The organism is Tolypothrix sp. VBCCA 56010 (assembly GCF_050875635.1).
GTDB lineage: Bacteria > Cyanobacteriota > Cyanobacteriia > Cyanobacteriales > Nostocaceae > Hassallia.
Map to the genome: position 1 here is coordinate 21,519 of NZ_JBPAOH010000023.1, position 23,288 is coordinate 44,806.

At 44.1% G+C, this 23,288-nt stretch carries 16 protein-coding genes and 1 pseudogene; 3 read left to right on the forward strand and 14 right to left on the reverse strand.

What is annotated here, in order from left to right; genetic code table 11:
- Nucleotide 1: 1 nt before the first annotated feature.
- The 5 genes from AABK37_RS10700 to AABK37_RS10720 all read right to left on the reverse strand — a co-directional run bounded on the left by AABK37_RS10700 (nucleotide 2) and on the right by AABK37_RS10720 (nucleotide 2,305).
- Nucleotides 2-151, reverse strand: coding sequence for a hypothetical protein (locus tag AABK37_RS10700; protein WP_432551553.1), 150 nt, complete (start codon nucleotides 149-151; stop codon nucleotides 2-4).
- Between the two features lies 1 nt (nucleotide 152).
- A complete protein-coding gene (locus tag AABK37_RS10705) occupies nucleotides 153-1,139 on the reverse strand; it encodes a YgfZ/GcvT domain-containing protein (RefSeq protein ID WP_432551554.1) in 987 nt (328 codons plus the stop codon).
- Nucleotides 1,140-1,339: 200 nt separating this feature from the next.
- Nucleotides 1,340-1,519, reverse strand: coding sequence for a type II toxin-antitoxin system RelE family toxin (locus AABK37_RS10710; RefSeq protein WP_432551555.1), 180 nt, complete (start codon nucleotides 1,517-1,519; stop codon nucleotides 1,340-1,342).
- Nucleotides 1,516-1,725, reverse strand: coding sequence for a hypothetical protein (locus AABK37_RS10715; protein WP_432551556.1), 210 nt, complete (start codon nucleotides 1,723-1,725; stop codon nucleotides 1,516-1,518). Before AABK37_RS10715 ends, AABK37_RS10710 begins: the two co-directional genes overlap by 4 nt.
- Before the next feature lie 184 nt (nucleotides 1,726-1,909).
- Nucleotides 1,910-2,305, reverse strand: coding sequence for a BrnT family toxin (locus AABK37_RS10720; RefSeq protein WP_432551557.1), 396 nt, complete (start codon nucleotides 2,303-2,305; stop codon nucleotides 1,910-1,912).
- Between the two features lie 219 nt (nucleotides 2,306-2,524).
- On the opposite strand from AABK37_RS10720, the gene AABK37_RS10725 reads away from it, so the two are divergent.
- The gene (locus tag AABK37_RS10725; RefSeq protein ID WP_432551558.1) at nucleotides 2,525-3,538 is read left to right on the forward strand and encodes a DNA cytosine methyltransferase; all 1,014 of its coding nucleotides are present in this window, start codon (nucleotides 2,525-2,527) and stop codon (nucleotides 3,536-3,538) included.
- A gap of 243 nt (nucleotides 3,539-3,781) precedes the next feature.
- On the opposite strand, the gene AABK37_RS10730 is transcribed toward AABK37_RS10725, so the two are convergent.
- Nucleotides 3,782-4,267: a hypothetical protein gene (locus AABK37_RS10730; protein WP_432551559.1), complete on the reverse strand. Its 486-nt coding sequence runs from the start codon at nucleotides 4,265-4,267 to the stop codon at nucleotides 3,782-3,784.
- Between the two features lie 160 nt (nucleotides 4,268-4,427).
- On the opposite strand from AABK37_RS10730, the gene AABK37_RS10735 reads away from it, so the two are divergent.
- The gene (locus AABK37_RS10735) at nucleotides 4,428-6,401 is read left to right on the forward strand and encodes a protein kinase domain-containing protein (RefSeq protein ID WP_432551560.1); all 1,974 of its coding nucleotides are present in this window, start codon (nucleotides 4,428-4,430) and stop codon (nucleotides 6,399-6,401) included.
- A gap of 194 nt (nucleotides 6,402-6,595) precedes the next feature.
- Here the strand turns inward: AABK37_RS10735 and AABK37_RS10740 are convergent, their stop codons facing one another.
- From AABK37_RS10740 to AABK37_RS10765, 6 genes are all read right to left on the reverse strand, one after another.
- Complete coding sequence (locus tag AABK37_RS10740; RefSeq protein ID WP_432551561.1) at nucleotides 6,596-7,135, reverse strand: hypothetical protein; 540 nt, start codon at nucleotides 7,133-7,135, stop codon at nucleotides 6,596-6,598.
- A 118-nt stretch (nucleotides 7,136-7,253) separates the two neighbouring features.
- Nucleotides 7,254-7,724: a nuclear transport factor 2 family protein gene (locus AABK37_RS10745; protein WP_432551562.1), complete on the reverse strand. Its 471-nt coding sequence runs from the start codon at nucleotides 7,722-7,724 to the stop codon at nucleotides 7,254-7,256.
- 281 nt (nucleotides 7,725-8,005) lie between these two features.
- A complete protein-coding gene (locus tag AABK37_RS10750; protein WP_432551563.1) occupies nucleotides 8,006-11,623 on the reverse strand; it encodes an SdrD B-like domain-containing protein in 3,618 nt (1,205 codons plus the stop codon).
- Between the two features lie 678 nt (nucleotides 11,624-12,301).
- Entirely contained in the window at nucleotides 12,302-14,572 is a 2,271-nt protein-coding gene (locus tag AABK37_RS10755) for an OmpA family protein (protein WP_432551564.1), read from the reverse strand.
- Between the two features lie 261 nt (nucleotides 14,573-14,833).
- Nucleotides 14,834-18,742, reverse strand: coding sequence for a hypothetical protein (locus tag AABK37_RS10760; RefSeq protein ID WP_432551565.1), 3,909 nt, complete (start codon nucleotides 18,740-18,742; stop codon nucleotides 14,834-14,836).
- On the reverse strand, nucleotides 18,739-19,659 hold the full coding sequence (locus AABK37_RS10765; RefSeq protein WP_432551566.1) for a DUF11 domain-containing protein: 921 nt from the start codon (nucleotides 19,657-19,659) through the stop codon (nucleotides 18,739-18,741). The genes AABK37_RS10760 and AABK37_RS10765 overlap by 4 nt, the downstream gene beginning before the upstream one ends.
- 1,424 nt (nucleotides 19,660-21,083) lie before the next feature.
- On the opposite strand from AABK37_RS10765, the gene AABK37_RS10770 reads away from it, so the two are divergent.
- On the forward strand, nucleotides 21,084-21,338 hold the full coding sequence (locus tag AABK37_RS10770) for a hypothetical protein (RefSeq protein ID WP_432551567.1): 255 nt from the start codon (nucleotides 21,084-21,086) through the stop codon (nucleotides 21,336-21,338).
- 144 nt (nucleotides 21,339-21,482) lie between these two features.
- Here AABK37_RS10770 and AABK37_RS10775 read toward each other — a convergent pair whose 3' ends face one another.
- Together AABK37_RS10775 and trpA are read right to left on the reverse strand one after the other, a co-directional pair.
- Entirely contained in the window at nucleotides 21,483-22,133 is a 651-nt protein-coding gene (locus AABK37_RS10775) for a heterocyst differentiation related protein (RefSeq protein WP_432551568.1), read from the reverse strand.
- A 260-nt stretch (nucleotides 22,134-22,393) separates the two neighbouring features.
- A pseudogene (gene trpA / locus AABK37_RS10780) lies at nucleotides 22,394-23,011 on the reverse strand (tryptophan synthase subunit alpha); the annotation flags it as partial.
- Between the last annotated feature and the right edge of the window lie 277 nt (nucleotides 23,012-23,288).

A 23,288-nucleotide genomic window follows, 5' to 3' on the forward strand; every position in this document is an offset into this window, starting at 1 on the left:
GTTAGGGGATTTTTTGGAGACAAGGGGACAAGGAGACAAGGGGGACGACTTGGGGTAAGAAACAAATTCCTATCTCTCCCTTGTCCTCCCCCTCTCCCTTGTCCTCCCCATCTCCTTGTCTCCCCATCTCCTTGTCTCCTTGTCTCCCCATCCTACTGTGGGTATTCGTGAGTAACGAAGGGGATTTCTACTATTTCCCCCTCAGTTTCTCCGACTTTAACTTTCAAGCCGACACCACCTGCTTTAGTGCGGATGTAACCTAGCCCAAAGTAACCATCAGCGGTTTCGGTATAACTTGTCAGTTTGCCGACTTTTTCATCCCCGACAGCGATCGCACTTTGGATTTCCGCCGGCGCGTTGAGACGAATACCCCAAAGGTGTTGTTTTACACCTTTGTATGTATTTAAACGGGCGATGGTTTCTTGTCCGATATAACAACCTTTGTTAAAAGAAATGGTATGCCATAAACCAGCTTCTAGAGGATTGTAATCATCAGTCAATTCATGCTCTGGGGCTGGACGACCTTGTAATATTCGCAACACATCAAAAGCGCGATCGCTCATTTCTTGCGCTCCAGCTTCGACAATTTTCTCCCATACCGTCGCCTTAAGAGAAGCTGGTAAAATCAGAGTATATCCCGGCAAAGCCAAACCGCTACCCACAGCTACACGCACCCCACCCTCAAATAGTTGATGAGTGCCGTAAGGTTGACCGATAATAGCTTCAGCACCCAATTTTTCTATAATCGTGTCGCTTTGCGAACCGATGATCTTGAAGGTTGCAGTGTCATTTGTCACATCGGCTAATTGCACCTTATCAGCGAAAAAGATGTATTTATCCAGCCATTGCATGAGAAATTCTCGGCGATTCGGCGAAACTAGTAACAGCACCGCATCTTCTAAAACGTAAGCTGTTGCTAAGTCAATAGTCCGAGCTGTGGATGTCACCATTACAGTATCACAGCCTTGTCCTGGTTTGAGACTTTGGAAATCGTTAGTAGTTTGATTGTGTAAAAAGCGGATGCGGTCATCGTCAGAAACACGGGTGATGCCTGAGTGAGAGCGATCGCATACAGCAACAGAATCTTGTGCTGCTTGGATAGCTACTGCGTCGTTGGCGTCAATTGCAGATTTGGACATGGTGATAGCAGTTTTTGATTTTAGATTGTAAAACCCAGTCTAAATCAACTTACACGATGAAAATATTATTAAGTAAGGGTTTGCTTTCGAGCGATCGTTCCGATCAACTGCTCAAATTACGGAAAGTACCTGTAAACATCTTTTCTGTGCAAGACTCTGACAAAAATCACTACACTCTCAGATACTGTAATATCAATTCTCTAGTCTCCAACCCCGATCCGATAATAGTCACCATCAGCTTTAAGTTTTTTTATACTACTCACATTACCTAAATTTTCAGCGTTTTCTACTTCTTCAATTACTGCCTTAATTCTTTGAAGTAATGTTTCGTCTAAAATATTGCCTAAATCTTTCTCAAAGCTTTTTCTGAATACGTTCATTTTTTAGTTTCCCAAATTTTGAAGATAGCTTCTCGACTGACAAGCTCAGTTTTTTCACCTTCCTTGATAGCTTTTTCTAAAGCTATGTCTTCTATTATTTCTGCCAATAAATCAGAAAATACCTCTTTTTGCTCTTGAAGTACCTCTACTATTGCAGCTTTCAGCAGTTCTTTAAGTTTTATTTCATCTAAATTCATTTCAGCCATATATACTCTATATCTCAGTTTTTATTGATACTAGGACGCACTTTCTCTAATCTTCCATTTTATTTGAAATTTACCTAACGAGTTATTTATGTTTGAATTTCTTGAATAATCGTTGCAATTTCGTCTTCAGATTGCATGTGCCGTGCTAAAACTTGAGCGGTTGACTCAAAAAGTGCGATCGCGCTCATAATTTAGCTAAATCTTGCCGCAAATTCTGCCCAATATACAATTTGAGTAAAGCTTCAACAGACATATCTCGACTAGCGGCAACTTTTTTCAGATATTGTAATGTATCGGTTGGTATCTTTATCGATACTGTTTCTGTTGCACGAGGTCGCAAATTTAGTTCAAGTTCTTCAGGATTCTTCATATAACTTTGTTGGGGGGAAATTATGCGCGATCGCTTGACACGTTCTACATAAACTACAAGTAATAAGCGTTGGGAGAGAGAATACCCAATGATGAAATCACGCTGTTCGTTATTCGCAGTAGCATCACCCACTTGGTAGAAAGGGTCAAAAAAAACTTCTGCGGCTTTTTCAAATGTAACATCATGTTTTTCGCGCTCTGGCGATCGCATTCGTGAAATGCTGGAAATCCAAAAAGTCCAATTAAATCAATACTTACACGAATTGACCACAATTCAAGCATCATTGTCTACTTGGAAGCCAATGCAAACAATCAAGTAGCCGGCTATACAACTCCCCTAACCCAGACTAGCTAAAAACGCCTCCTCTTAGCCCACGCAGGTGGGCTTTGTTCGTATAGCCGCAGGTTTCAACCTGACGGCTTACAAGTTATGCTATTTCTATCACATGTAATTTTACACTATATTGTGAAAGAAAATCATAAATTAGAATTTCATTCATCCTTAAAAGTCATAGACTTATTCGCCGGATGTGGCGGTTTATCTCTCGGATTTCAAAATGCAGGTTTTCAAATAGCCGCAGCCTTTGATAACTGGGAAACCGCTATCAAAGTTTATCAAAAAAACTTTAATCACGATGTCATATTATGTGACATTGCCGCTTTAGATAATTTGGAACTTATCAAAAATCTCAATCCAGATATAATTATTGGCGGTCCACCTTGTCAAGATTTTTCTAGCGCTGGTAAGCGTGATGAAAACTTAGGAAGAGGTGATTTAACTATTGTGTTTGCGAAAATAGTCGCTAGTGTCAAACCTAAATGGTTTGTCATGGAAAATGTAGATAGATTAGCCAAAAGTGCCAAATATAAAATAGCTAGAGATATTTTTCAACAAGCTGGATACGGACTCACCGAAAAGATATTAGATGCGAGTTTATGTGGTGTACCGCAAAAGCGTAAAAGATTTTTTTGTATAGGTGAATTTAACGGTGAAGATAAAGTTTTAGAATCTTATTTACAAGCTAATTTAGCAACCCGACCAACCACAATTAGAGAATATTTGGGCGATAGTTTAGGCATTGAGTATTATTATCGACATCCGAGAAGCTATAAAAGAAGAGCAATATTTAGTATTGACGAACCAAGTCCGACAATTAGAGGTGTTAATAGACCGATTCCTAAAAATTATAAAATTCATCCTGGTGATGCTGCACCCGTTACGCCGCAATTACGACCTTTAACTACTATTGAACGCAGTTATATACAAACATTTCCACCTAATTTTATTTTTGAAAGTTCCAAAACTGACTTAGAACAAATGATAGGTAATGCAGTTCCGGTCAAATTAGCTGAGTATGTTGCTAAATGCCTGAAACAGTATATGCAGCAAAATACTGTCCTGGTTCGTAGTGAGCCAGCGCGGTCTTGGGGGTCTCCCCCATGAGCGACTGGCGAACCCGGAGGGTGAGCGGTTTACCGCTCAAATTAAGGGCTGAAGCCCTTACCACATAAGACACAAAGCGATCGCCTTTTAGCCCACGCAGGTGGGCTACCCTTCTCCTTTCGGAGACGCTGCGCGAACGGGAACGCCAAGGGCGAACGTTCGTATAGCCCCAGAATTCTATTCTGTGGGCATTATATTACATTTTGATGAATAACCCCCAATAAGGACGGGGAAACCCCGCCCCTACTCTGGTAAACTTGCAAACACTTGCTCAACTAACTTTTTAGTCTTCGCTTCCAAACGCAGCCAATCTACATCACCGGTTTCATCAATCAAATCAGTGTCGATTTTTACCGCTTGATCACCTGTGCCGTAGTCAAGAAAACACACTTTGTAACACAGTTCCCACAAATCAACCGTCACTTGTCGATCTTGACGCTGCAAACATAGATGATATCCTGGATGGGGCGTTGGTAAATTAGCAAGTGATTGTCTGATTAAATCGCTTTGTTCCGGTGTTGCCCCTTCCATTTCTTGCAACAGCTGGGTAACGATCGCTTTAGTTTCATCACTTGTGTCAGCAGCCCAAACCAATACATCTTGGTAAGTTCCCTTCCAAGCAGATTCATCCAGTTGCTTGCGAATGTTATCAACGACGCGAATGAAAGCAGGTTGCATCAGCAGTTCAGCCTGCTGCCAGGTGACTGAATTGGTTATTTTCGGTGGCATGGTAAATTCAAAGCAAGATTGAAATAAAAATTAACAACGTTTTTGTGAAAAAATTGTGTTTTCCGCCTAAATCTTTTCTCAAGATAGCGGATTTCATCAAAGAAAACCTGGAGATATTTATTACCATCCGGAAAATGGGTGTTAAAACTGGGGAGGGAATATGATCGGCAAGCTGTTAGACCATCGTTATCAGGTAGTGAGAGTCCTTGCGACGGGGGGATTTGGAGAAACATACATTGCCCAAGATACCAGGCGTCCGGGCAACCCCATCTGCGTTGTCAAGCACCTCAAAGGGGCAAACTCAGATCCGAAAGTTTTTGAAACCGCCAAGCGCTTGTTTCAATCAGAAGCGGAAACTTTAGAAAAACTGGGTAATCATGACCAAATACCCAGACTTTTAGCTTATTTTGACGAAAATAAAGAATTTTATTTAGTCCAAGAATTTATTGAAGGACATACCCTCAACGAAGAACTTGTACCAAATCAGCGTTGGAGTGAAAGCGAAGTCATTCAGATGTTGCTAGAAGTTCTGAATATCTTAGAATTTGTCCACCGCGAAGGCGTAATTCACCGCGATATCAAGCCAGATAATATTATTCGTCGTACTTGCGATCAGAAATTAGTTTTAGTAGACTTTGGAGCTGTTAAACAACTGCGATCGCCTAATCTTACTTTTGCTGGGCAAACCACCGCTACTGTAGCGATTGGCACTCCCGGTTATATGCCCACAGAACAAGGACAAGGCAAACCCCGTCCCAACAGCGATATTTACTCTCTAGGTATCATCGCCATTCAAGCGCTGACGGGAGTAGCGCCAATCGATTTTCAAGAAGACCCCGATACAGGCGAAATTATCTGGCAGCATTTAGCACCTGTAAGTCCAGAATTGGCGGCGGTGTTAAGCAAGATGGTGCGCTATCACTTCAAAGACCGCTATAACAGCGTCATGCAAGCACTGCTATCATTGCAATTGCTTTCTTCTGTACCGGCATCTCAAGAATACGCGAGAACTCCCAGCAGCTACCAAGCAACCAAACCAACTTCTCAAATGTCTCGGCAGCAAACCATCGCCGTTGCACCAGCAAATCATGCTGCCAAACCTGCCCGTAAAGAGTCTAACAGACCCGACTTATTGCCGCTAGTCATTGCCGCATTATTGGCAGGTGGTGCGGCTGCTGTTGCCACCAATTTAGTTGGAAGTGCGAAAAATCTCGGTTTTAATTTTGCTAGTAATGGCGCAGCTTCAGCAAATATCTGCGAGGCTGTTGTTACAGGTAATTCTAATATCCGTTCTGAGCCAAGTGCAATTAATTCTGATAATATTGTACAAACACTTAGCGATAACACTGCTTTTGAGGTGACTGGCAAGCGGACAAAACTCGGTTGGGTAGAAGTTAAACTTGATTCGAGAAAATCTGCTTGGGCGAACTCTCATGTAATAGCCAATCCAGAACAATGGGTATCTTGTTTGCGAGATAAAGGTATTGCTATTAAGACAGTAAATGATAGTGACTTAATTGCAGCTCGACCGATTCCCCAACCGATACCAAAACCACCTGCTGCTATTTCATTGCCAAAGCTAGAAAAACCAGAATCGCTAAAGTTAGAAAAATCAGATCCATTTCGTGCTGAACCATTTACTGATGAAACAGATAAATCAACTTCTAGTGAGAACAATTCTCAGGTTGTGGAACAAGCAAGAGAGAAGTATGATAATGGAGATTTAGCGGGAGCGATCGCACTCCTCAAATCTCTGCCTGCTTCAGCTTCTTCAACTTGGAAAGATACAGCCGGAACAGTTTCTCAATGGCAGCAAGATTGGGCAAAAGCGGAAGCTTTATCTAATGAAATCAATAAAGCACTTGATAACGGTCAATGGGATAAAGTTTTAGCTTATAAAGACCATCCAGAAAAGTTGCCGAATATTCAATATTGGCGAGATAAAATGGAACCCTTATTTAAGCAAGCAGCCGAAAATTTAGCAAAACAGGAATTGCCAAAAATCGGTAATCCCCATCATCTAAATCATCGTCGGCATCAAGTAGAGACATTCCGGCAAAACGTCTCTACTGAAGAATCCGACAATGATATAGATAGTGAAACTACAACGGAAACTGATGAAAATGGTTTTTAGGTTAATTGTTGGTTGTTAGTGGTTGGTTGTTGGTTGTTACAGCGTTTTTCAGGTAAATGAGGTACACAGGTAGGGGCACAACAATGTTGTGCCCTTACAATAATCTGTACCTCACGCCCGTTGCAATCTGCTGTAGTTGACGGTTAACAGTTATCAACTATCAACTATCAACTATCCACCAACAAATAACAAATTTACTTTTTCGGTTGTGGAGAGACAATTTTGCGCTCTAAATCAGCCTTATAAAAGTAAACTCTATCGCAATATTGGTTTGAGCGAGAGCAAACAGCTTCTATAGCAACGTTACTAACATTGCTGACATCAAGTGATAATGAAATTGGCTGTGTTGCAATTACAGTTCGGCTTTCAGCCTGCTGACCATCTAAGTAAACCTTAACTACCACATTTGGAGTTGTTGTGTCATTGTCACGCATTCCAAATCCTAAATTGAAAGTTTGAAAAGGAGATTCTGGGCGATTATCTGGTTTAATTTTACAAGTCAACGAAGCCGAGCGGCTGCCTGCTCCTAAATAAAACTGACTTGTATAAACTGCTTTGCCGATAGAAACATCAAGATTTTGCTCGCGGTAAGTGCCAAGTCCACTGCTAACACATTTCGCTCTCAAAAGGGGAACGGGACGCTGCTGTGCTAGGGCAAATTTTCCCCCGATGATGAAGGTAGATAATAGCACAGCACTGGTGGTAATTAAGCTAATAAATTTAGTTTTTTGCATTGGGGCTGGGAACTGTAATATTTAAGGCGATAAGTAAAAGCCTCAATAATAATACCTAATACAGTGTTACGTTAATACATCTGATGTAAGATTACCCCGAATTTATTAGCAAGTTGAATCAACTTAGGTACTGACGCGCCAAATCGAATAACTGAAGATTACCATCTGTCCACGAAACGTGAATGGTGCATCCAGAAATTTTCCAACCAGTTTCAGTTTGTGTTAGTTGATAGTCATATCGACCACCTAGCGTCCACGAGTTACCACCGCGATCGTTTGGCAGAAAGTGGTGAGCGATGAAGTTAGCGGTGCATGTTGCACTATCCCCGTCAACGATAACAAAGTGGTTAGCAGTCAGGTGTTGTAATCCTCGAAACCCTGCATGGTTTTGGCGAACGTCTTCTATCAACTCATCAGCAGCCGAAGGCATGATAGTCCCAAACAAAGCTGAATAGTCAAAATTAACTTCGTTGGTTAAACAAGCACGCATGGTAGTGTAATCGCGTGTATCAATACTCAGCACAAAGCGATTGAGTAGGTTAATGATTTCGGTTTGGTCAACGATTCGTTGAATATCAATAGTGTTCACGGCAATCACCGAAGCGATAGTTAATTTAGCACAAACGTAATTTATTAGGATACGAAGTTTCAACAGCTTCAACGTTGGTCACGAAGCGATTAGTTTTGGTCACGACAACTTCTGCATTCATAACCAACGCTTTAACGTTGGTCACGAAGCGATTAGTTTTGGTAACGACAACTTCTGCATTCATAATTAAATTTTATCAACAGAGAAACCCGACTTCTTAAAGAAGTCGGGTTTCTGACCTTAAAGAAGTCGAGATTCTCACCACCCGTAAATCGCCAGTTCTAATCGATTTGGACGCGGAAGCGCAGGAAACCGAAGTTTCGATCGGGGGTGATAGTGCCCAAGTTGACAATCACTGCACCTTTAGTATTTGTTTGACTCAGACATTGATTGGGCTGAGGTAACGGTTGTAAGGGAGTGAAAAATGCTCCTTGGTCGCTATCTTGAGCGTTAGTTAGCAAACTATTTGCACCGGCTCGATTGACTGAAATTTCCCCGGAACTATAGCTTGTTTCCGGTGGAATTAAATCGCAGAAGCTGACGTTTTGCAAGTCTTGAGTGCCTTCAGCAAGGTAATAAATTGTGTATTCTACTTCATCACCGCTTTGCAAAGCTGTTTCTAGTTGGCTAACGCCGAGAGGTGGACGTCCGGCTTGCTGTAAAAGATTGTCGTTATTATCGTTGGGGTCATCGACAAAGGTGTTGAAGTTGGTAATGTTGACAGGCTGACCATTTCTAAAGACGTTGGTAATTCGTTTTACCAAGCGCAGACCAGTATTTGTTTGACCGACAGTACCACCACGGAAACCGAAGTCAATGTTGAGGTTATCTGGATTTGCCTCAGTTAAGTTAGCTGTCAAGGTTGTGTTAGTGGTTGGGTTTAAACCGCTACCTGGTCTGGTTACGTCTACAGTGTAATTGCCTAGTGGCAAGCCGGTGAAGATGTAGTTACCGTTGTTATTAGTTGTAGTGGTAGCAACTATCTGATTGCTAGAGTTTCTCAGAGTTACGGTAGCATTGGGAATTCCGGTTTCGCCTGGGTTAGGAGTGCGATCGCCATTTCTATCATTAAAGACAAAATCACCGATAGTACCTCCAGGTGGACGCCGCAAGCCAAAATCAACGTTATTTAAGGTCTGACCTGATTGGAGATTTACATCTATTTGCGGACTACCAGTGGTAATTTGGGGAAAGTCGAATGGCTGGGTAATTGTAACTCTGTAAGGTCCTGGCGGCAAATTATTAAAGCCGTAGTTACCGTTGCTGTTGGTGGTAGTCGTTTGCGTGGTGTTGTCACCAGGAGTGTCTAATCTACCATCGGGTCCGGGAAGAGTCAGAGTTAAGGGGACATTAGGAATTCCCGGTTCGCCAGAGTCTTGAACGCCGTTATTATTGCGATCGTTAAATACTGTGTCGCCAATTGAACCAGGATTATTACCGCTAAATCCTGTCATGTTAAAGCCAAAATCGGCGTTCAGGAAGTTTTGATTAGCTGCGAGATTGACAATGATCGGATTTCGACCGGTAGTCAGAGTAGTGCGATCGTTGGGTGGGTTGCCTGGGGGAGTGTCAGATTCTACTCTGTAAACTCCTGGCGGTAAATTATTAAAGGTATAATTACCCCTACCACCAATAGCTATATTTGGGGTGTTATCAGTGAATTGTTCCGCGATTTGGTTGTCGTCGGCAGTGTTAATAATACCATCTGGTCCAGGACCAAACAATCTCACCCTCACGCCGCTGATTCCGACATCATTAGAATCTTGTACGCCGTTGCCGTTCAGGTCTTGGAAAACCGTATCCCCAATTGAACTTTGGGAGGTCGGACGGAAGCCAAAATCAACTGTATCGATATTCTGACCGTTGCCGACGTTGATCGGATTCGGCTGGGTTAAAGTCGGGGTGAAGCCAGAAGGCGGATTGGTAACAGCTACTGTGTAAGTACCAGGTGGCACGTTAACACTATATCTGCCGTTAGCATCAGTGTTAGTGGTGGCAACTGTGTTACCGCTGCTATCTCTGACCAACACAGTCAGACCGGGAATTCCCGGTTCGCCCGGTTCTTGAGTGCTGTTGCCGTTAGTATCGCTGAATACAGTATCCCCAATTGTGCCGCGTGGCTGCTGAGTAAAGCCAAAATCAGCCGTGTCAACATTTTGACCGGGTTGTAAGCTGATGGCTGACGGTACGAGAGTTGGGGTGAAGCCGGCAGGAGGGTTGGGAACAGATACTGTGTAGTTACCTGGTGCGAGATTGGGGAAACTGTAATTACCGTTGCTGTTAGTAGTGGTGGTAGCAACAACGTTACCGCTACTATCTCTCAGGTTGATGGTAACGCCGCCGATTCCCGGTTCGCCTTGGTCTTGGACACCGTTGCCGTTGGTGTCATTGAAAACAGTATCGCCAATCGAGGATACACCTGATGCTTGCTGAGTGAAGCCAAAATCAACAGTATCGATATTTTGACCGTTGCCGAGGGCGATCGCATTCGGTTGAGTTTGAGTTGCTGTTAAACCAGCAGGATTATTAACTGTGACTCTGTAATTACCCCCAGGCAATCCAGTAAAGCTGTATCTACCATTACTATCGGTGGTAGTGGTGCGGCTAAAATCGTCAGTTGTGCCAAATTGCCCATCAGGTCCTGCCCCTGCTAAGGTGACAGTAACGCCACTGATGCCGGTTTCGCCTGAGTTTTGGGTGCTGTTGCCGTTGGTGTCATTATAAACAGTATCGCCAATCGAGCCTTGTTGCCGCGTAAAGCCAAAATCAAGTGTATTAATAGTTTGACCAGCACCTAAACCGACCGCATTCGGTTGAGTTTGAGTGGGTGTTAAACCAGCAGGATTATTAACCGAAACTCTGTAACTACCCGCAGGCAAACCAGGGAAGCTGTATATCCCATTGGCATCGGTGGTAGTGGTGCGGCTGATGTCGTCTGGCGTGCCAAATACACCATCAGGTCCCGCCCCTGCTAAATTCACAGTAACGCCGCTGATGCCGGTTTCGCCTGTGTCTTGAATGCTGTTACCGTTGGTATCATTATAAACAGTATCGCCAAGTGTGCCGCCAGGAACAGGCGCACAAATATCTATCCTAGCAAGACCGATAGTTTCATCCTGCACAGGAGCACCAAATTCTGTTCCTGGCTCATATAAAACTTGAATTTGGGTAATTGCCCCAGCTGGCGTAACTTGAATATTGCCAGCGTTTTCATTGTTATTGGCATTGTTGTTTATACCCTCTGCCAGAACACTATTACCTTGATTGGTGACTCTAGTATTTGTACCTAATGCCGTACCTGTCACACCAACTGGTGTAGTTCCATTGAGTGCTCTAATTGTCACTCTATCTTGGAAAATTCTTCCCGCAGGGTCTCGTGGCGGCGGACCATTTCTGTCAATGTCTAAAAAAGTCAGGGGGGATGCTAGGGTGACTGGTTGTGCGAAGGTGATAGTAAGTGTGGCACTACTGCCAGGTGCTACCGGACTGCTATCTCGAGGTGGGTTGGGTGGCGAATTTCCTCCGATATTAAACCTTAAATTAGGTTCGTTAAAACCACCGTATTCTTGTGTTTCAATACGTGTTTCCCCTTGGTCGATAACTCCAGGGCTGCTTTCAGTAAAGCGGAAGGTGGTACTAATGCCGCCAACGCTCAAATTTTGACTTAAAAAACCTTGGAGGTTCTCGGTGGGAGTCCACTCTATAGTTCCGGGTGATGTCCCAGCCGGACAGCTTGTTGTTTGTGCCAAAGCTTTCCCACCGGATGAAATGCTTCCTAGCAATGGATATTGTATGGGAACTTGCGGCACTGTAAACAGCAGTGTCAAAAGTGTACGTTTTAAAGGTTGAAATACCTGAGTGTGGGTGATTTCTGGTAAACGCTTAAATAAAGGTTTCATAAAATAACTCGGTAAGTGGGAAACGAGCGAGGCTTTAGCCCTTCCTAGGGAAACGAACGCAAAGTAATGAAAAAACGAACCGCAAAGACACGAAGCACACGAAGGAAGAGGAATGAGAAAGGATTTTTTTCTCAGTCTCTTACGTTTTATTTCTCTACTCCTTTAAACTCAAAGTCATTTTGTCTTGCCATCAAGTCATTTAAAGAAAAATAAATTAAGTACATTTACTAAAAAACTTAGTAGTTGACATTGCATTTATTGCCGCAGAAGATGTTGATTTATGAGTGTAATAGAACTTACATAAAAATTCTCTCTCTTTCTCATTCCTCTGTGACTCTCTCTTGAAAAGGTCTGATCGGAGGAAACCTCCGCTCAACGCCAGTTCGCCCAAGTCGGGAAACCCTTTCGGCAGTCGCTCATGGGGGGAACCCCCAAGACCGCGCTGCCTCACCAAGCGACTGGCTCGACTTTTCGCTGCTTCCTCTGTGGTTCGTTTTTCCATAACTTTGCCTAAGTCTTACCTAAATCTGAAATCAAAAATCGCTACATACCTCGCTGGTATACTCAGCGAATCGATATTCATGTCAAGTCTGACAGGGAAATTTTCCCCGTCAGACTTGACGCACGATCGCGCTTACTAATGATGTAATTTCATACTTCATACTTAATTCTTTTGGGCTACCTTCTACCTCTTGGTGGTTCGATTTGTAAGTCTTGTTCTTGTCCTTCGATAATGATGTCGATGCCTCTAATGTCTTTGAAAATAATTTCCGCACGGCGATCGCGTGCATAATCTACTCGACCCGAACCTTCACTTACACGCTGCCTTTCACCCTGAGAACGAATGGTCATTCTTTCGGGAGCGATACCTTGCTGTAATAAGTAACGTCTCGTAGATAATGCCCGTCGTTGACCCAACGCTTGGTTATAGGCGTCGCTAGCGCGGGGGTCAGTGTGACCAACTATTTCAATGACAATCACCGGATATTGCTTCAACACCTGCGCTATCCGATCCAAAACCAGGGCACTCGCTGGACTGATAAAAGATTTATCTAAGGCAAAGTGAACGTTACGCGGTACGCGTATCCGCAGTGGTTCTGGTGGTGCTGGTGGTGGGGGTGGTGCTGGTGGTTCTGGTGGCGGGGGTGGCGCAGGTCTTGAAGTACACTGCGGTGGCTGTATGGGCGTCACTTGAGAAGATGGCGTGAGGTTGGTTGGTGTCCCAGGAGTGCCAATTACGGCGGCGATCGCTGGTTCCGATGTCCCATATTTCGGATCGGTGGCGATCGCACTCACCATTTCTCCGGTCTGCAAGTTTGTCGCCGTGATGCTAAAATTGCCTTTGCTGTCTACAGGCGCAGTCGCCAACACTTGACTCAGCGCTCCATAACCTGGTTCATAAAGTGCTTGTTTTCCTCTTTGATAATCTCCTAAACGATATATTGTTACTTGCGAACCTGGGTCAGCTTTCCCTTGTAAAGTGACACCGTTACCACTGGGTACAAACGCCCTCGCGGTAAATTCTGGTGCATTAATCGCTCCATTTCCTGTATCCCGACGACGATTGCCTGAATCGCGCTTGGGATTGGGACCATCTCCCCGTTGAAAGTCGCTGACATCAAGATTGCGCTGGGTGTTGAGGTCAATACTCAAACCTTCCAAAGCCGCAAATAAGTTATTTTGGATGATGTTGCGTTCAGTATCAGGAAACGCTGACACTACTACCCCAGGTCCTGTTTGATGGTCAATCTCGTTACCAATTATTTGATGATTGCTACCCATCACATAAACCGCTGCCCGTCGCAATCGTCTACCGTTATAAGTGATTTTGTTATTTTGTAATAACACGTCACCTTGAGGTTTAAATAAATACACGCCTGCCCCATCGTTGGCGCAAATCAAGTTACCCAAAATCTGCGACTTGGTAACTACACCCTCAATCCGCAAGGCATCGGGCATACCTTCGATACCATTCCCGACGATGATGTTTTGTTGTACTACCGTATTTTCACCCCTAACTGAGGTAATAATGGCGCTACCATCATGATAATAAATTCGGTTGTTGCGAATTGTCGTTCCTTGGGAATTGAAAACATAAACCCCAAAAGCTGATGTCGTTGGTGGCATCCTTTCATCAGTCGTCAGTCCCAACCAGTTGTTTTCAATAACAACATTCTTCGGTGGGACATCTCGGTTATAAAAAGGAAAATCATCGTTAGGCGGTTGCTGTCGTTTGGTGTTGGGAGGCGGAAAGCGATGAGAAATAACAATATCTCCCGGTGGTGTGGTCAGCGTCACCGGCTTGGGAATCCCATCATAAATTAATAAGTTGCCTAGCTGCTGCTTAAGCGGACTGGCATTAAAACCATAAATACTTAAGCCGCGGATAGTTACACCATCGGCGACAATAGTCAAGCCGCGAAATATTTCTTTATCTGTCGCTGGAGTTATTGTCACTACCGGCACCGGAATGGCAATTTCTGCTGTAGCTGAAGTAGCTGCATCATATCCCGGTTGCGTCGCACCATCAATCACCAATCCCGGACTTGACAAATCGGGTAATTGTTGCTGCAATTGAATCGTGGTTGCGCCATTGGGCAAATTAAACTCAATGCGCGAACCCCCGCCGGTTTGTGGTTGGACTAAAGCTTTTTCGCTACTGCTGAGTTGTTCAACTGTTAGCGTACCATTGACCAGAGCGATCGCTTCTCGCAATGTCAGTACTGAATCAGCTTGAATATTACCATCAGAGTTACTGTTCACCACCACCCGCAAAGCTGGGGGAGTAGGTGTTTGACTAAATGCAACTTTTGAAGGTAAAAGGCAAAAGGCAAAAGGCAAAAGGTAAAGAATTGTTAATTGATATTTGTTAGTTGATAGTTGTTGCGAGAATTTTTTACTCACAACGAAAGCTATACCACTAACCAGCAACAATAAACGAAATTTCATAACAGACATTACTCACTCCTGTACACCTCGCATTCTCCGGCATTGGGCATTGGGCATTGGGCATTGGGCATTGGGCATTGGGCATTGGTAATAATTCTTTTCCTATTCTTCAGTCACGCCAGTTCGCTCAACGGAGGACACCTCCCTTCGGGTTCGCCACTTCGACGGGAACGCCAGTCCGCTCAACGCGGGGAACCCGCGCACGCGGCTGGCTCCGGAAACCGACACCGCCGAGTGGACTCACCGCACGCGACTGGCTCCCTAGTCCCCAGTCCCCAGTCCTTTGAGACGGCTAACCAACTTATCCGATGAATTTTGCGCTCTCGGAAGCCGCAGACGGTTAATCAAGTTGCTTTGAGAATTATTATTTCTGCTAACTACTGGTTGCACTTCTGACTCTTGTTGCTGTCTGGGTACGGGTTTTTGCAATCCAAAGCCGCCCAAAAGTTCATTCAACTTCAAGCTGATATTCACATAAAAACCGCCCTCAGACCTATAGCCGGTGAAGTCCCGGTCATCGACGCTACCAAAGCTGTAGCCCAAACCCACGCGCAAATCAGGCGTTAAATAATACCCAGATTCAACAGCGATGCCAAATTCATCGTAATCAGTGCCGCTGTTAGAGTTTTGCCCAATCCAGCGTCCTTCTACTGCCAAATCAGTGCGATAACCGAGTCTGTAACTTGCCCGCAGTTGCGCCAAGTTAACTGTACCGTCGTATCTATCGCCACTGTAAAAAGTGACCCCATTACGCAAAGCGTACTTGCCATAAAATTCCCAGCGCCAGTTTGGGGCATAAATCGCTTCAGCAGAAAAGACATGTCCGGTGGCGGTGGTGCCGGTCAATTGCGCTTCCGGAATTGAGTCAAAGTTTTGCCGCCACTCATATTTCAGCAAAGCGTTGAATTTATCGTTGCTGGGGTCGCGGTAAGCTATACCAAATCTCAAGTTGGAGGTGTCGCCGAGTTCTTGAAATCTGACTCCATCGCTGACAATACCCGCAGAAGTTGGCAGAAAGACGTTTGCCTCACCTGCTTGTTGAAAGCGAACCAGTGCGGTTAAAGCGGGAGAGAGTTTACCGGAAGCGGCGGCGGAAATAACTAAATTATTGCCTTCGTCGCCATCACGATATTCAAAGCGAGTGCTTGCTTTGAAATCCGGATTATCAGTATATTCCAGCCCTACACTATACACTGAACCAGCAAACAGTCCGAGTGAGGAAGCGGTTTGACCAACAGCGTAATATTGTTCGTTGCGGTTTCCAGCAGCGGTGGCGTTAAAGATATTTCTAAATATATACTGGTATCCAACATTCACCTTTAATCCTGGGGCAACCCGAAAACCTTGATCCAATCCTACAGCGCCTTGACCTTGCAAGCCATTGAAACCGGATAGCACCGAATAGCGACCTGTAATCGCAGTATCTTCGGCTAACTTGCGATCGAAAATCGTATCCAAGGTGGTGAAGGAATTGCCGCGAAGTAACTCGCTATCATCATAGAATTGGTGAGCGAGTCGTACTGTCACGCCTTGTAAAGCTTTCCAATCTAAGCCGAAGGTGGTGCGGTTGGGATAAAGTGGGTCAGAGCCATTTATATTCAGTTCATTTTGCGCCTGAAAGGTCAATGATTGAGTTAGAGGCAATTTGAGGCGAGATACTAACTGATTAGCATTACCACTAAAGCGATCGCTTACTCTATCATCACGCGATCGGTTCACATACTCTAAACTCGCATCTGCATTTCCTATTCTTTGCAAAATGCCGACGCGGAAGGTTCTCAACTCATTATTAACTCTGTCCCCAACTCGCGTTTGTGGCTGCGGATCGAATAAGTCAAAAAAGTCTACAATCCTGCCTGTAGATCTACCATAGTTTTCTTCCAAGTCGTAACCAACAGTAAAGCTGGTGGTATCAGTCACCCTTGCCAATAACGACGCGCCGTAGCGTGTTTGTCCGGGTGCAAAACTAAAGGTAGCGTTGTTCGCGAAGTTTGGCTCAACTCCCCGGTAATAAGCACTGGCGCTCAATCTGTCACCAATATTACCAAATGCTTCTAAGCGATAGGCATTACCTGTGACTTCTCCCCCAGTCAGCAAATCGCTGTTAGAACGGGCAAATTCCCCAACAATCCTACCTGAATTCCCCAAGGAAACTAAGAAATCTGCTCCATACAATTCAAAATCTTGATCGCCTTGGTCTTCTCTTAAATAAGAACCGGCAAAGAAAGTTTTGTTTTCCAGATCGTTGGAGAGATTATATTGCAGTCGTCCGCCGTATAGGTTTGAATCTTCACCACCTTCATTTTGGTAGGTGACTACGACTCGTCGAACCAAAGTTTTGTCAAAGGGATTTAGGTCTGTGGCAAGGATGGCACGGCGAAAGAGTAATGTGCCGCGATCGTAATCTATTTCATAATTTTGTCCGCGATACAACTGTTCGCGCTTCAACACTGTACCCGGGCGATTAATTTCCTCTGTTTCTACATAAACAATTTCACTTCCTGGAACAATCAACCGTTTGGAGAGGAAATAATTTCCACTAGTTCCGTTGGGGACGAAGGTATCGCGTTGGAAACCTTCAATGTTATTGGCATACAAACCAGTTACTTGTAAGTTGCCAAAGTTGTAGTTAGCTTTAAAGCCGTGTAATTGGCGCGAGGTTGCCGTATACAACTGCGAGGAACGGTTGAATTCCTGGGTGTTGTAGTCCCCCCACATCAAGTAGTCTGTCTCTGCTCCAGGTACTGAAGAACTGCGCTCAAAGCGAGCATAGACGCTATCTATTGAGGGCGCGGTTGATGTGAAAGTAGAACTGTCACCGTAGACGGGATATTGTTGTTCGCAGAATTGAATTCCACCAAACAGGCGATTTCTATCTTCACAATCTTGGTTAAGCGGACGTTGGCTGTTATACGCGCCGGTAAATAACCAATCTCCGACTTTACCTGTGGCAAAGACAGCACTATAAAAATCGACTTGAGTACCGCCACTTTCACCAGGAACGAGAAAATCGCTTCTACTCCCCCAATAATCAGTTCCCCGCTGTCCAATCCGCAAATTAATTATCCCTGTCACCAACGATGGGCGCAGGTAAGTTGTGAATTCAACTTGGGTATAAGCTTCTAATGGCTTGTTGCCAATTAATTCAAATAAAGAGGTATCGTTTTGTTGCGGAAATGGTTTGCTTTCGCCAGTAGTATCGGTTTCCCCAATATACGGGATTGATGGTTGCCCGATCGCTCGCGGTGGTAGTTGCCTAAAGCGGTTCCGTGTCTTAATCTTGTCTACCCCGGCTCGAATCCTGACTTGTTGGGGTTTAATTTCTGATTGCAAAGTGGCGACGAACTCACCACCTATAGCCCGAACTTGAAATCCGGGTTGGTCTTTATCCTGGTCTGCCCCAACAAATTTCCCTGCTGTGGTGGTCAATGTCACCATCACGTCTTGGGTGATGAGTTGACCTTTATCGTCGGTAATTTGCCCAGAAAGCTTGATGGTAGAACGTCCATCAGCTTGAACTCGCGGATCGCCTACAGGTGCAAATTCAATGCGTGCTTTGCGATCGCCAACGGTCTGCGGTGTACTGTTGGGTAAGACTTCCTGAGTCGTCGGTGGTGCTTGTAGCGGTGTTTGTTGCGACGGTGGGGAAATGGGTTGTTGAATTGGCGAAGCCGGATTTTGTTGAAACTGAGTTGCCGGATCTTCAGGAAATCCGCCTGGATCTGGGCTAAGTTGGGAAATTTGTGAGATGAGAGATGGGAGGAGTCGAGGAGTGGGGGAGGGGGAGAGGGGGGGAGTGGGGGATGAGGGGGATGAGGAAGTAAATTCTCCCTTATCTCCCTTGTCTCCCTTATCTGCCTTGTCCTCCTTGTCTCCCTTGTCTCCCTTGTCCCCTTGTCCCCCTATCTCCTTGTCCCCTTGTCCCCCCATCTCCCCTACTGCGGTCGATGTTTCGGCAACTCCCCGGAGGCGATCGCCTAAGGTGGAAGCATAAACACTGCTGGAGAAAAAGGGTGCGGCGATCGCTAAAAATACAGGCAATATGCCGACACTACCTTTGGGAAGTAGGGCAAAGCGCAATGAAATCGAGGATTGTAGCTGATGTCCGACTTTGTTCTGCCTCATCCCCAAATTTTTGGCAAAATTTACACAAGGTTTTCTAGTTTTCATCGCTTACCCCCTGAAAACGCAGGCGTAACCCCAAAATTGACTCGTGCCATACTACCAGGTGCTAACTTCACCATGCGTGATTGGCTATTTTTTTCGATAAAGTACGTGTTAGGTGCTAAAGCGTAACCTGGTAAGCTACTCAAGTCCAACGTTGCCGAACGATAACCGGATATAACAGCTGGCAAGGAAAAGAGTCCTTTGGCATCGGTGACGATGCGATTGCCGTCGTCCATATAAATCACGGCGTTCGGTACTCCTGGTTCGTTCGGTTGCTGTTCGCCGTCAAAGTTTTTATCGACAAACACGCGACCAATCAAGGTGCCGCAATCCGAAAGAATGCCAGGTCTAATCCGTATCCGATAGCTGGATTGGTTACTTGTCAAACTTCCGGCTCTGGCTTGTGCTAGGTTTCTACCATCTCCTCGAATTGCATCGGGTGTTACTTCAGCGGCATATACCACAACTAAGGTTTCGTTCGGTTGCAGTCCGGAACTAGCATTAATTGTCACTGTCCGATTTGAACCCCGGTCAGCGGTTAAGGCGACTTGGCGATCGCCGATGGTACCTCTTAGCGACCTGTCGATTAATCGCACTCCTAAGGGCAGTCTGTCTGTAACCGATATCTGGCTTGTTGCTGCCCGACCAGCATTTCTGATGGCAAGACGGTAAACTACTGTTTCGCCCGGTTCGGCTGCTGCCCTGTCAGCTGTTTTGATAATCTCTAAAGCTGCTTGTCCGGCGCTTAAAGTCACCTCGTTTGAGCGAACTTGTGGAAGATTATCGGCACCTGCACCTGCGGTATTCCTGATTATTCCTGTTTGAGCAAGAACAGGTATAACTCCGTAAGTAAATATACTAAATGAAAAAAAGGTAAAAAAGAGGCTCTTATGCCTCAACCATGAATTTATAGATGTCATTGGAAGGCATCAAGCAATAGCAGAGGATTGTTATCGAATTAGGTTTTTGTGGAAAAACCTAATTCTTTTTTGGGATGAATTCAAATTTTTTTAGACGCAAGCATCGTATCACTAAATCTTAACAAGGGGTGTTTTAACTTTGATACAATTGCAGTTTTTTCACAATTTTTTTTACACAATCTTTAATTAACTTTTTTTGGCAGGAGAGCATATTTTTCAACATGTGTCAATCAGTTCAACACATAATGGATGATTTGACGTGCGAATGCCGTTTCTATTTTCAGTTCTAATGATTAAATCACTGCGATTATTGCTGCCATGATATTAGCAATACTGATACTTGTGAAACTTAAATCACAGAAATATTAGCTAAATTTCAATGCAACGCATGAAAAATAGCCTACAGAACTGTACTTGCTTTTATCAATTCCCAAAAACAGCTTTCCTTAGTCCGCTTGCTCTTTTTTCCTTTGTCTTGCGGGGTAATGCTGTCGATTGAGTGGAATTAAATTCAGTCTTCAGGATGCAAAATATTATAAAATCTCCTCCTTTTGGTAGATGAAATGTCTTTTTTGCTCCCAATTAACTCCAAGACTAAGCAGGCAGAAAGCTTACCGTTTACTAACTGCTTGTATCTACTGCACCCTAATACAATTACGCTTTGCTAACTACTCCTGAAAAACATTTCTATTTTTTTGTGATTAGAGCATGTTATCAAAACTGTGTCAATTTTAAAAACACAACTTGTTACTTTTACGCTAACTGCCAAGATAAATATATCTACTTCAAATTCATGTGCAGAATAAAAAGTATTGGCAATTGCTGCCAACAGATGAACACAACTGATGATTCTGCGATTCTACCAGGTTGTTGCCAATAAGTTAACACCACCCGATAATCTGGTTAGTTTATTTAACGCATGTATGACAGTGCCTCGATGCAGCAATTGCATGAAAATCAAGCTGCAAAATATAAAGCGTCGTGATTGATGTATCATCAAACAACTAAACATCTGTATGCGTATTTATTTTCCGCTCACTTGAACATCAAGCAAAGTGAGCAAATTAAAAAATGGATACGATCATCTGCCGAATCACTATCTTCAGGTAACACTTAAGTAATAATACCCACAAATCATCTTTAAGCCATCAGGGATAAAAAAAATTATACAGTATTTTTTCTTATCGTTTTTAGTAGTTTTTTTGTACGTACCAGTATATTCTCTGCTGAGTAAATAAAGTTTATAAAAGATGATACCAATCAGTTAGTAAGAAGGTAATTATCAAAAACCATCCGACTTTTGTCTTGATTTGTATGGTTGCAATGATGAATCATACACTGCAAGGATTACATTTATAGCGCATTTCTCTTACTAATAGTTTAATATTTAAAGTAATTTTCTTGACATAAGTAGAAAACTGGTAATGGGGCATCGGGCATGGGGCATCGGGCATGGGGCATCGGGCAGGAGGAAGGGGGAAAGGGAAAATATTTCTTCTTTCTTGTCCTTTACCCTTTACCCTTTACCCTTTACCCCTGTTCAAATCCCCATTGCCCATTGCCCAATGCCCATTGCCCAATGCCCATTGCCCATTGCCCAATGCCCAATGCCCTCTACTTATCTATACAAAGTTTCTATGGGTAATTTTTTTATCATAGACAAAACCTTACCCAATTAAACTTAGGCGTAAAGAAATAATTTACATACAAAACTCCGAGGCGAGAATTTATTGGCTTTACCCAAGATAATTCTCACCCTAGATGCCCGTAACTGAGCTGACCATAGGGTATTGCTTTGAACTGTGCTTACAACTGCTTCAACTTCAATGCATTTCGTCGTATTCTGTGGCTTCAACTCGTCTGGTTTCTACACGAGGGGGGAGAAACTCAGCGCGGCGTACAGGAGCCAATGGCGGTGTAGGACCGTTATAAGGATGAATTACTTGTACGGTACGGGTAGAACGCTGCCGTGGTGAGAACAAAGCCAACACACCAGCTACAACAACACCACCGCCAATCGTTAGAGTCATACCTGCCACTGCCCAAACTATGGGTGAAGACGACCAAGGAGTTTCGGTCTGCTGCTTCAATGCTGCTTGTTGAGCGGCTTGGTTATTGACGCTTAATTGAGCTTGGTTTTTATAATTTTCGACTTGATATTGAAGTTGGGGAATTTGCTGTTTAAGCTGATCGTTTTCTCGCTGTAGCACGTCTAGCTGACTTTTCTGCCGTTCCATTTGCATTCTGAACTCTTCAGTACCGCTGGGATTGATCGGCGCTGGATTCGGGTATGGTTGCCCGTAAGCAGGATATTGTCCGGGCTGCATCATTTGCGGTGCGACTACAGTCCCTGGCATTTGCGGGGCAACAGCAATATTAGGTTGTAGGTTTGGAGTACCTGTCCCTTTGAGCAATACGAGCGCTGCTAGACCAGCTACAGCAACTCCGCCGATAAATGCCATACTTTCACTCATCGCCTGTCCCCCTCAAGTGCGACCTAATTATATCCATTTGTGACTTATTCACTCTCACACTCATTATTTATAACCTATTCAAGTTTACATAATACTCAAACTATAAGCCGACGTATCAGCTATTTTTTTTACAGCTTGATATTTGCTGTTAATATTCAAGAACATATCGCTTAAATTGTCTACTAAGTCAGGGCAAAAAAACTTTGCACTTTAATTTTTTTAATCTAGTTTACCGATTTGAGCAAGCCGGAGTATTTGTGCTACTTGTCAGAAGTTTCAAGGCTTTGCTTGAGGGTTTGACGATCGCTCTTTGCGATCGCCTTTAATCCTTGTTCTGAGTTGCCTTCTGCCAGACGTTTGACAAAAGCGCTACCAACAATTGCTGCATCCGCGCCCAAGGAGCGCACATCAAGGAGCTTGTTCTGGCTGGGAAATACCAAAGCCAACACCGAGCTTGCTTGTCAGTAACACCACGAATTTGTTTAAGTAAATCTGACACTCGTGATTGAAGAGGGCTTCGCGCCTGACCGTCACTAAGGTGACGCGCTCCCAAATAAATAAATCCTTGAGAAGAACGAGCGATCGCTTCTATTCTTTCGGTTGAACTTGTGGGAGCAACCAATAAGGTAACATCAATTCCCATCTTATAAGCAGGTTGCAACAAACCTTGAGCTTCTTCTAAAGGTAAGTCCGGAACTACCAATCCCGCCACCCCAGCATCTACAATCTGAGTGAGAAACTTTTCAATTCCCAGGTACAAAATCGGGTTGTAATAAGTGAATAGGATAATAGGCGATCGCAAACTTGGAATAGTTGCTTTCACCATTTCCATGCACAGAATCAAATTTCGTTCCTTTTTTTGACGTTCTCTCCGCACTTTTAGGGCGGAGATTCCAAAAATTGCTTTTTGGGTTTCCTGGTTCTTTGACATACCTTGCAACTATCTATCTCTTGCGAGCAGTACCCAGACCATGAACCCGTTCAATAGAACCAAGAACCGAGCCTGACTTAAATAGTTCCATCGGGCATCATCTCCACAGGCTTTGGGTACTACGAGCGAAGTTGTTCCTCCTCTTTTCCCCGGTTTCCGTGCGCCCCACGGTACCATACTTAAAAATTGTTTGGTTTTTCTGGTTTGATTTCGTTAGAAATTCT

What these genes read in the sequence shown, in the direction of transcription:
- AABK37_RS10700 (WP_432551553.1), bottom strand. Translation starts at nt 151, where the DNA reads ATGGGGAGACAAGGAGACAAGGAGATGGGGAGACAAGGAGATGGGGAG.
- AABK37_RS10705 (WP_432551554.1), bottom strand. Translation starts at nt 1,139, where the DNA reads ATGTCCAAATCTGCAATTGACGCCAACGACGCAGTAGCTATCCAAGCA.
- AABK37_RS10710 (WP_432551555.1), bottom strand. Translation starts at nt 1,519, where the DNA reads ATGAACGTATTCAGAAAAAGCTTTGAGAAAGATTTAGGCAATATTTTA.
- AABK37_RS10715 (WP_432551556.1), bottom strand. Translation starts at nt 1,725, where the DNA reads ATGGCTGAAATGAATTTAGATGAAATAAAACTTAAAGAACTGCTGAAA.
- AABK37_RS10720 (WP_432551557.1), bottom strand. Translation starts at nt 2,305, where the DNA reads ATGCGATCGCCAGAGCGCGAAAAACATGATGTTACATTTGAAAAAGCC.
- AABK37_RS10725 (WP_432551558.1), top strand. Translation starts at nt 2,525, where the DNA reads ATGCTATTTCTATCACATGTAATTTTACACTATATTGTGAAAGAAAAT.
- AABK37_RS10730 (WP_432551559.1), bottom strand. Translation starts at nt 4,267, where the DNA reads ATGCCACCGAAAATAACCAATTCAGTCACCTGGCAGCAGGCTGAACTG.
- AABK37_RS10735 (WP_432551560.1), top strand. Translation starts at nt 4,428, where the DNA reads ATGATCGGCAAGCTGTTAGACCATCGTTATCAGGTAGTGAGAGTCCTT.
- AABK37_RS10740 (WP_432551561.1), bottom strand. Translation starts at nt 7,135, where the DNA reads ATGCAAAAAACTAAATTTATTAGCTTAATTACCACCAGTGCTGTGCTA.
- AABK37_RS10750 (WP_432551563.1), bottom strand. Translation starts at nt 11,623, where the DNA reads ATGAAACCTTTATTTAAGCGTTTACCAGAAATCACCCACACTCAGGTA.
- AABK37_RS10755 (WP_432551564.1), bottom strand. Translation starts at nt 14,572, where the DNA reads ATGAAATTTCGTTTATTGTTGCTGGTTAGTGGTATAGCTTTCGTTGTG.
- AABK37_RS10760 (WP_432551565.1), bottom strand. Translation starts at nt 18,742, where the DNA reads ATGAAAACTAGAAAACCTTGTGTAAATTTTGCCAAAAATTTGGGGATG.
- AABK37_RS10765 (WP_432551566.1), bottom strand. Translation starts at nt 19,659, where the DNA reads ATGACATCTATAAATTCATGGTTGAGGCATAAGAGCCTCTTTTTTACC.
- AABK37_RS10770 (WP_432551567.1), top strand. Translation starts at nt 21,084, where the DNA reads ATGGGGCATCGGGCATGGGGCATCGGGCATGGGGCATCGGGCAGGAGG.
- AABK37_RS10775 (WP_432551568.1), bottom strand. Translation starts at nt 22,133, where the DNA reads ATGAGTGAAAGTATGGCATTTATCGGCGGAGTTGCTGTAGCTGGTCTA.